Origin of the sequence: Fuscovulum blasticum DSM 2131, assembly GCF_003034965.1 — a bacterium.
In the GTDB taxonomy this organism is placed as follows: domain Bacteria; phylum Pseudomonadota; class Alphaproteobacteria; order Rhodobacterales; family Rhodobacteraceae; genus Pseudogemmobacter; species Pseudogemmobacter blasticus.
On the sequence record NZ_PZKE01000037.1, the window covers coordinates 1 to 7799 of the forward strand.

A 7799-nucleotide genomic window follows, 5' to 3' on the forward strand; every position below is an offset into this window, starting at 1 on the left:
GATCTGGTCCCACAGCTCGCGCGCCGAAACGGTCTTGGCGACCTTGCCATCGGTGCGGCGGATCAGCTCCCACGGCTTGTCGTCGCGCACCGCCTTCAGGAAGGCATCGGTGACGCGGACCGAGTTGTTCGAGTTCTGGCCCGAAACGGTGATGTAGGCTTCGGAATCCCAGTCGGTGTCATAGGTCGGGAATTCGATGCTGTCGAAGCCCTGCCGCGCGTATTGCAGGATGCGGTTGGTATAGGTGTCGGGGATCAGCGCCTTCTTGGCCGCCTTGATCGCCGCCTTCAGCGCGGGGTTCTTCGCCGGATCGACGGCGGCTTCGCTGCTGCCATCCCATTCGCGGATCGCGGCGAAGATGTCGTTCAGGCGCAGCTCATGCGCCTTGGAACCGGCCACCAGCGAGGCAACCTTCTGCTCCTCGATGACCTTCCAGTTGATGAACTGTTCGATATCGGGGTGATCCATGTCGCAGATCACCATCTTGGCGGCGCGGCGCGTGGTGCCGCCCGACTTGATGGCGCCGGCCGCGCGGTCGCCGATCTTGAGGAAGCCCATCAGACCGCTGGACTTGCCGCCGCCCGACAGTTTCTCGCCCTCGCCGCGCAAGGACGAGAAGTTGGTGCCGGTGCCCGAACCGTATTTGAACAGCCGCGCCTCGCGGACCCACAGGTCCATGATGCCGCCTTCGTTGACCAGATCGTCCGAGACCGACTGGATGAAGCAGGCATGGGGCTGCGGGTGTTCATAGGCGCTGTCGGATTTGGTCAGCACGCCGGTCTTGTGGTCAACGTAATAGTGCCCCTGCGCCGGACCATCCACGCCATAGGCCCAATGCAGGCCGGTGTTGAACCACTGGGGCGAATTCGGGGCGGCCATCTGGCGGGCCAGCATGAAGCGCATCTCGTCGAAATAGGCGCGGGCATCGGCTTCAGAGGTGAAGTAGCCCCCCTTCCAGCCCCAATAGGCCCAGGCCCCGGCCAGCCGGTCGAACACCTGCTTGGCGCTGGTCTCGCCCACATAGCGGGCTTCGGCGGGCAGCTTGGCCAGCGCCTCTTCGTCAGGGACCGAGCGCCAGAGGAATTCGGGCACGCCCTTTTCCTTGACGCGCTTCAGCCGGGCGGGAACGCCGGCCTTGCGGAAATACTTCTGCGCCAGCACGTCCGAGGCGACCTGGCTCCAGCCTTCGGGCACTTCGACGGCATCGTTCTTGAACACGACCTTGCCATCGGGATTGCGGATTTCCGAGGTGGTCGTCGCGAAGGCCATGGCCCCATAGGCGCCGGTGGCTTCGGTGGTAAACTTGCGCTCGATCTTCATGGCCCCTGGTCCTTCATTTTGGCCGCTGCAACCCGGATGGTCCGGCGGCATGTCCCCGTTTCGCTGGCCCTGTCCGGCGGGGGCAACATCGCTTGGCCCGTCCCCGCGAACAGCGGGTCGGCTCGCCACGGAAGCGATCCGGGCGCCTGTCTGGAAGCTCTGCTGGTCCCTCACCGGCCGCACTAGATGTAGTGTCTCGTTCGGCCACGCAGTCAAACTGTCGTATTCGCCCGGCAGGATCAAACGGTTTTTTTGCGGCCAGACCCGATTTTCCGGCTTGACGTTTTCGTCCGTTCCCGACCCGACCTTCACAGATTTGTTAACTTTTCCGCGCCCTCCCCGCCGGGGTCTTGTGGGCGATCCTGTGGACAAGCACTGGAGTGATTTCTGAAGAGTGCCGGTTTTGCGGCGTGATCCGGGCGTTTGCGGCAAAACGCTGTGGCAACGGATCAACGGGGTATAACCGGGCGCGGCCGCCCTGCCCGGCCCGGGCCCCGCCGCCAGCCGATTCCCTGCCTCAGCGCCGGGGCGCGCGGTTGATCAGCGCGATGCCCGCCGCGACCAGCGCCGCCGAGACCAGAATCGCGCTGGTCAGCGACTCACCAAACACAAGAGCGCCCAGGAACAGCGAGAAGACCGGCGTCAGGAACGAGAAGGCCGCCACGGTCGAGGCGGGATAGACCGACATCAGCCACAGCCAGGCGATGAAGCCCCCCGCCACCACGACCGAGGCCTGAAACACCAGCCAGAACAGGTGCACAGGTTGCAACTCGCGGATCAGCGGGCCGAAGGCAGGCGCCAGCAGCAAAAGGATGGGGGCCGAGACAAGGACCATCCAGAACAACTGCATCTCGGGGCCTTCCGCCCGCATCACCGGGCGGCGCGCGATATAGGCGGTCAGCGCCCAGCCAAAGGCCCCGCCAAGCGCGCAAAGATCGCCCAGAAGGCTGCCCTCGCCGGTGCCGGCGCCCGATACAATCGCATAGGCCGCGCCCAGAAAGGCCAGCACAAGGCCCAGCCCGCGGGTTGGCGTGATCCGCTCGCCCAGACCGAAATGCGCCAGAATCGCGAACCAGACCGGCATGGAATAGAAGATGATCGCCGCGCGGCCGACGGTCGTCAGGTCGATGGCCAGGAACAGAAACAGGAACTCGGCCGCGAAGACGGTTCCGATGGCCAGCCCCGGCAGAACGGCCTGCCGCCGGATCTTCGGCGGACGGCCCCGCCAGACCAGCCAGCCCCAGACGAAGCCGATGGCCAGCGCCGACCGCAGCCCGGCAAAGAACACCGGCTGCAACCCTACATTCACCACCTTGACGATGATCTGGTTGAAGGCCAGCAGCGCCTGCACCCCCAGCAGCAGCGCAAGGCCGGTGCCATCAAGCCTGTCCTTGCGCATCCCGCCCCCCGCTGTCCGCATCGCGCCCTTTTGCCATTGACCGCGTTCCGGGGGCAAGCGACGCTGTGCCCCAAAGGACCGGATCCTGGGAGAGGTGAGTCATGAGTCTCGGCAAGACGTTGTTGAAGGTGGCGATCGGCGTCGCGATCGCGAAGGGCATTTCCAGCATGACCAAGGGCGCCGGTGCAGGCACCGACACCACAAGTGCCGGTCGCGGCACCCGCTATGACGGCGGCAATCGCGGCGGCCTGGAAGACATGATGGGCGACATCCTTGGCGGCGGCAGCAAGGGCACCACCCGCACCACTCAGACCAACCCGCAAGGCGGTGGCCTTGGCGATCTTCTGGGCGATCTCTTGGGGGGCGGCACGCAGAAAACCGCCCCCACCAGCCGGGACAGCGGCAGCGCCGGCGGCGGACTGGGCGATCTGCTGGAACAACTGTCCGGCACCAAGCGCAGCAATCCGCGCGCCTCGGCGCCGAAGGGCGGGCTTGAGGATCTGCTGGGCCAGTTGACCGGCACCTCCAAGGCCGGCCGGGAATCCGGCAGCGGCGGCGGCGTGGGCGACCTGCTGGATCAGGTGCTGGCCGGCAGCAAGACCGTCGCCAGCAAGACGGCGGCCGGCAAGCCGATGATCCTGCCCGAACCCGAGCAGGAAGAAGAACTCTCGGCAGCCCTTCTGCTGCGTGCCGTGATTCAGGCCGTTAAATGCGACGGCAATCTGGACGAGGCCGAGAAGAAGAAGCTCTTTGATGCCATGGGCGATGCCACCGCGGCCGAGGTGAAGGCGGTGAATGCCGAACTGTCCCGCCCGGTCGATGTGGAAGGGCTTGCCCGCGCGGTTCCGGCGGGGATGGAGCCCAAGGTCTACACCCTGTCGCTGATGGCCATTGATCTGGACCAGCAGGCCGAGGCGGAATACCTCCACGCGCTTGCCCAGGCCCTGGAATTGACCCCCGAAGAGGTGAACGCGCTGCATGACCGCGCGGGCGCCCCCCGCATCTATCGCTGACCCACCATCCCGCGCCGGTGCAGGCCGCGCGCCTGCACCGAAACCGGGAGAGACTGATGACAACGCCGCAAGCGGCCGAAAATTCGCGGGCCGCGGGCCTTATGGTCGGTTCGATGGCGTTTTTCGCCGTGGAAGACCTGTTCCTGAAACGCGCCGCCGAAGCCCTGCCCCCGGGCGAGGTGCTCATGCTGACCGGCGCCGCCGGGGCGCTGGTGTTCTGGGCGCTGGCCGCAAGCCGAGGGGAACCCGTCCTCATCCGCGATGCGCTGCGCGGCGTGCCCCTGGTGCGCACCCTGGCCGAGGCGGCGGCGGCCATGCTCTACATCGTCGCGCTGGCGCTGGCGCCGCTGTCGATGACGGCGGCGCTGTTGCAGGCCTCGCCGCTGGTCGTCGTGGCCGGCGCGGCGCTGGTTCTGGGGGAACAGGTCGGCTGGCGGCGCTGGTTGTCGGTGCTGGTGGGGCTGGCCGGCGTTCTGGTGATCCTGGGGCCCTGGCAGGCCGAGTTTGACCCGACCGGACTGCTGACCGTGGGCTGCGTTCTGGTGCTGGCGGTGCGCGATCTGGCAACGCGGATGATGCCGGCGCGGATCGGCACCTTTCAGGTGGCGGCCTGGGCCTATCTGGGGCTGGTGCCGGCGGGCGCCCTGCTGATGGCGCTGATGGGGCACGGCTTCGTGCCGCCCACCCCCTGGCAATGGGCCGGCCTGGGCGGCGCGCTGATCGCCGGGCTCTTCGGCTATTACGCGGTGGTCGCGGCGATGCGGCTGGGCGAGGTCTCGGTCGTGGCGCCTTACCGCTATACACGGCTGGTCTTTGCCATCGTGCTGGCGATGGTAGTCTTCGGCGAAAGACCCAGCCTTTCCATGCTGATCGGCTCGGTCCTGGTCGTGGGATCGGGGATTTACGCCTTCACCCGCGAACGCGCGCTGGCCAAACGCCGCAGTTCGCTTGAAACGCCGTCTTTTCCTTGAAACGAATGAGGGCTAAAGGGCGGGTGCAAGCATCATCGCGGCCCGAGGGAGCATCCCAATGAGTACCATCATCGACATCCATGCCCGTGAAATTCTGGACAGCCGGGGCAACCCGACCGTCGAGGTGGACGTGATCCTGGAAAGCGGCGCCATGGGCCGCGCTGCGGTGCCCTCGGGCGCCTCGACCGGCGCGCATGAGGCGGTGGAACGCCGCGACGGCGACAAGGCCCGCTACATGGGCAAGGGCGTGCTGGAAGCGGTGGCCGCCGTGAACGGCGAAATCGCCGAGGAACTGGTCGGCTATGACGCCACCGAACAGATCGGCATCGACCGCACCATGATCGAGATGGACGGCACCCCGAACAAGGGCCGTCTGGGCGCCAACGCCATTCTGGGCGTGTCGCTGGCAGTGGCCAAGGCGGCGGCCGAATATTCGTCTCAGCCGCTTTACCGCTATGTCGGCGGCACCTCGGCCCGCGTCCTGCCGGTGCCGATGATGAACATCATCAACGGCGGCGCCCATGCCGACAATCCGATCGACATTCAGGAATTCATGATCATGCCGGTCGGCGCGGACAATATCCGCGATGCCGTCCGCATGGGGTCGGAAGTGTTCCACACCCTCAAGAAGGAACTGTCGGCGGCCGGCCTCTCGACCGGGATCGGCGATGAGGGCGGCTTTGCCCCGAACCTGAAATCGGCCCGTGCCGCGCTGGACTTCATCCTGAAGGCCATCGAAAAGGCCGGCTACACCCCCGGCGAAGACATCTTCCTTGCGCTGGATTGCGCCGCGACCGAATACTTCAAGGACGGCGCCTATGTGCTTTCCGGTGAAAAGAAAACCCTGACGCCCACCCAGAACGTCGCCTATCTGGCCAAGCTGGTGGCCGACTATCCGATCCTGTCGATCGAGGACGGCTGCTCGGAAGATGACTGGGAAGGCTGGAAGCTGCTCACCGACAAGCTGGGCGGCAAGGTGCAACTGGTGGGCGACGATCTGTTCGTGACCAACCCCCGCCGTCTGGCGGAAGGCATCTCGCGCGGCGTGGCCAATTCCATGCTGGTCAAGGTCAACCAGATCGGCACCCTGACCGAAACGCTGGAAGCCGTCGAAATGGCCCACCGCGCGCGCTACACCAATGTGATGAGCCACCGTTCGGGCGAAACCGAGGATGCGACCATCGCCGATCTGGCGGTGGCCACCAACTGCGGCCAGATCAAGACCGGCAGCCTTGCGCGCTCGGACCGGCTGGCGAAATACAACCAGTTGATCCGCATCGAGGAAATGCTGGGCGAAACCGCCGAATACGCCGGCCGCAGCATCCTGCGCGGCTAAGGCCGGGCCGATCCGCAGACCAAATCCGACGGGCGCCTTCGGGCGCCCGTTTTTCATTCGGGCCGGCAAGCCTTTCGCCCTGCCCCCGCTTGGGGTAACGCTGGCGCATGACCCGTATCATCCTGCTGAACAAACCCTATGACATGCTCTGCCAGTTCACCGATGGCGAGGGCCGCGCCACGCTGGCCGATGTGGTGCCGGTGCGCGATGTCTATCCCGCCGGGCGGCTGGACCGTGACAGCGAGGGGCTTCTGGTGCTGACCGACAACGGCCGGCTGCAGGAGCGGATCGCCGATCCGAAACACAAGACCGAAAAGACCTATTACGCCCAGGTCGAAGGGGTGCCCGATGCGGCCTCGCTGGCCGGGCTCTCGTCGGGGGTGATGCTCAATGACGGTCTGACCCTGCCCGCCCGCGCCCGGCTGGTGGATGCGCCGGCCTGGCTCTGGCCGCGCACCCCGCCGATCCGCGTGCGCCAGACCGTGGCCGATTGCTGGCTGGAACTGACCATCCGCGAAGGCCGCAACCGGCAGGTCCGCCGGATGACCGCCGCCGTCGGCCACCCCACGCTGCGGCTGATCCGCTGGCGCGTCGGCGACTGGACGCTGGACGGCCTTGGCCCCGGCGAGTGGCGCGAAGCATGAGCGCCGCGCAGATCATCGAACGGCTGGGGTTGCAGCCCCATCCCGAAGGCGGCTGGTATCGCGAAACCTGGCGCGGGCCGCAGGTGGCGGGCCGGGCCAGCGGCAGCGCGATCCTGTTCCTGTTGCAGGCGGGCGAGCGCAGCCACTGGCACCGGGTCGATGCCGATGAAATCTGGCTCTGGCACGCCGGCAGCCCGCTGCTGCTGTCAATGGGCGAGACGCGCGCCCACGCGCACCGGCTGGGGCCGGACGTTCTGGCCGGCGAAAGCCCGCAGATCGTGGTGCCCGCCGGGCACTGGCAGGCCGCGGAATCCACCGGCGCCTATACGCTGGTCTCCTGCACCGTCAGCCCCGGCTTCCGCTTCGAAGGCTTCACGCTGGCCCCGCCCGGCTGGGATATGCCCCGCTGAAACCAAGTGTATCGGACACAAGTTCGCCGTGGCGCGCTGGCCCCGGCTTGGCTAGAGGTGCGGCATGTCAGATAGCCTTCCCCCCCGCAATGAAGACAGCCTGTCGGGCTTTTTCTTCGCCCTCTCGGCCTATGTGCTGTGGGGGTTCCTGCCGCTTTACATGAAGGCCCTTGCGAATGTGCCGCCAATCGAGGTGATCGCCCATCGGGTGATCTGGTCGGTGCCGGTGGCGCTGGGGCTGCTGGTCTGGCTGGGCCGCACGGCCGACCTGCGCACCGCGCTGCGCACGCCCCGGATGCTGGCGATGGGCGTCATCACCGCGGCGCTGATCAGCGTCAACTGGGGCATCTATGTCTGGGCCATCGGCTCGGGCCATGCGCTGGATGCGGCGCTGGGCTATTACATCAACCCGCTCTTCTCGATCCTGCTGGGCTCGGTGCTGCTGGGGGAACGGCTCAAGGGCGTGCAATGGCTGGCCATTGCCTGCGCGGCCATCGCCGTGGCCATCCTGACATGGGAAGCCGGTCGCCTGCCGATGGTGGCGCTGGCCCTGACGCTGACCTGGGGCTTCTACGCCTATTTCAAGAAACGCCTGCCCATCGGGCCGAACCAGGGCTTCGCGCTTGAGGTGCTGATCCTGCTGCCCTTTGGCCTGGCCTATGCCGGCTGGCTGCTGGTGGCGGGGGGCGGGCATTTCCTGCAAGGC

At 66.7% G+C, this 7799-nt stretch carries 8 protein-coding genes; 6 read left to right on the plus strand and 2 right to left on the minus strand.

What is annotated here, in order from left to right; genetic code table 11:
- Window positions 1–1320: vitamin B12-dependent ribonucleotide reductase (locus C5F44_RS17285; protein ID WP_478210335.1), on the minus strand; the 1320-nt coding region annotated here is incomplete at its 3' end.
- A 517-nt stretch (window positions 1321–1837) separates the two neighbouring features.
- Entirely contained in the window at window positions 1838–2740 is a 903-nt protein-coding gene (locus C5F44_RS17290; RefSeq protein WP_235822669.1) for a DMT family transporter, read from the minus strand.
- Between the two features lie 80 nt (window positions 2741–2820).
- Between C5F44_RS17290 and C5F44_RS17295 the strand changes: the two genes are divergently transcribed.
- The 6 genes from C5F44_RS17295 to rarD form a co-directional block, all read left to right on the plus strand.
- Window positions 2821–3732 (plus strand): DUF533 domain-containing protein, encoded by a 912-nt coding sequence (locus tag C5F44_RS17295; RefSeq protein WP_107674867.1) that lies wholly within the window; start codon window positions 2821–2823, stop codon window positions 3730–3732.
- A 56-nt stretch (window positions 3733–3788) separates the two neighbouring features.
- On the plus strand, window positions 3789–4703 hold the full coding sequence (locus C5F44_RS17300; RefSeq protein WP_107674869.1) for a DMT family transporter: 915 nt from the start codon (window positions 3789–3791) through the stop codon (window positions 4701–4703).
- A gap of 58 nt (window positions 4704–4761) precedes the next feature.
- Complete coding sequence (eno, locus tag C5F44_RS17305; RefSeq protein WP_107674871.1) at window positions 4762–6039, plus strand: phosphopyruvate hydratase; 1278 nt, start codon at window positions 4762–4764, stop codon at window positions 6037–6039.
- Window positions 6040–6146: 107 nt separating this feature from the next.
- Complete coding sequence (locus C5F44_RS17310; RefSeq protein ID WP_107674873.1) at window positions 6147–6683, plus strand: pseudouridine synthase; 537 nt, start codon at window positions 6147–6149, stop codon at window positions 6681–6683.
- Window positions 6680–7093 carry a cupin domain-containing protein gene (locus C5F44_RS17315; protein ID WP_107674875.1) on the plus strand — a complete coding sequence of 138 codons (414 nt, stop codon included), beginning with the start codon at window positions 6680–6682 and terminating at the stop codon, window positions 7091–7093. Before C5F44_RS17310 ends, C5F44_RS17315 begins: the two co-directional genes overlap by 4 nt.
- Before the next feature lie 64 nt (window positions 7094–7157).
- On the plus strand, window positions 7158–7799 hold a 642-nt coding region (gene rarD, locus C5F44_RS17320), incomplete at its 3' end, for an EamA family transporter RarD (RefSeq protein WP_107674877.1).

What these genes read in the sequence shown, in the direction of transcription:
- C5F44_RS17290 (WP_235822669.1), bottom strand. Translation starts at nt 2,740, where the DNA reads ATGCGGACAGCGGGGGGCGGGATGCGCAAGGACAGGCTTGATGGCACC.
- C5F44_RS17295 (WP_107674867.1), top strand. Translation starts at nt 2,821, where the DNA reads ATGAGTCTCGGCAAGACGTTGTTGAAGGTGGCGATCGGCGTCGCGATC.
- C5F44_RS17300 (WP_107674869.1), top strand. Translation starts at nt 3,789, where the DNA reads ATGACAACGCCGCAAGCGGCCGAAAATTCGCGGGCCGCGGGCCTTATG.
- eno (WP_107674871.1), top strand. Translation starts at nt 4,762, where the DNA reads ATGAGTACCATCATCGACATCCATGCCCGTGAAATTCTGGACAGCCGG.
- C5F44_RS17310 (WP_107674873.1), top strand. Translation starts at nt 6,147, where the DNA reads ATGACCCGTATCATCCTGCTGAACAAACCCTATGACATGCTCTGCCAG.
- C5F44_RS17315 (WP_107674875.1), top strand. Translation starts at nt 6,680, where the DNA reads ATGAGCGCCGCGCAGATCATCGAACGGCTGGGGTTGCAGCCCCATCCC.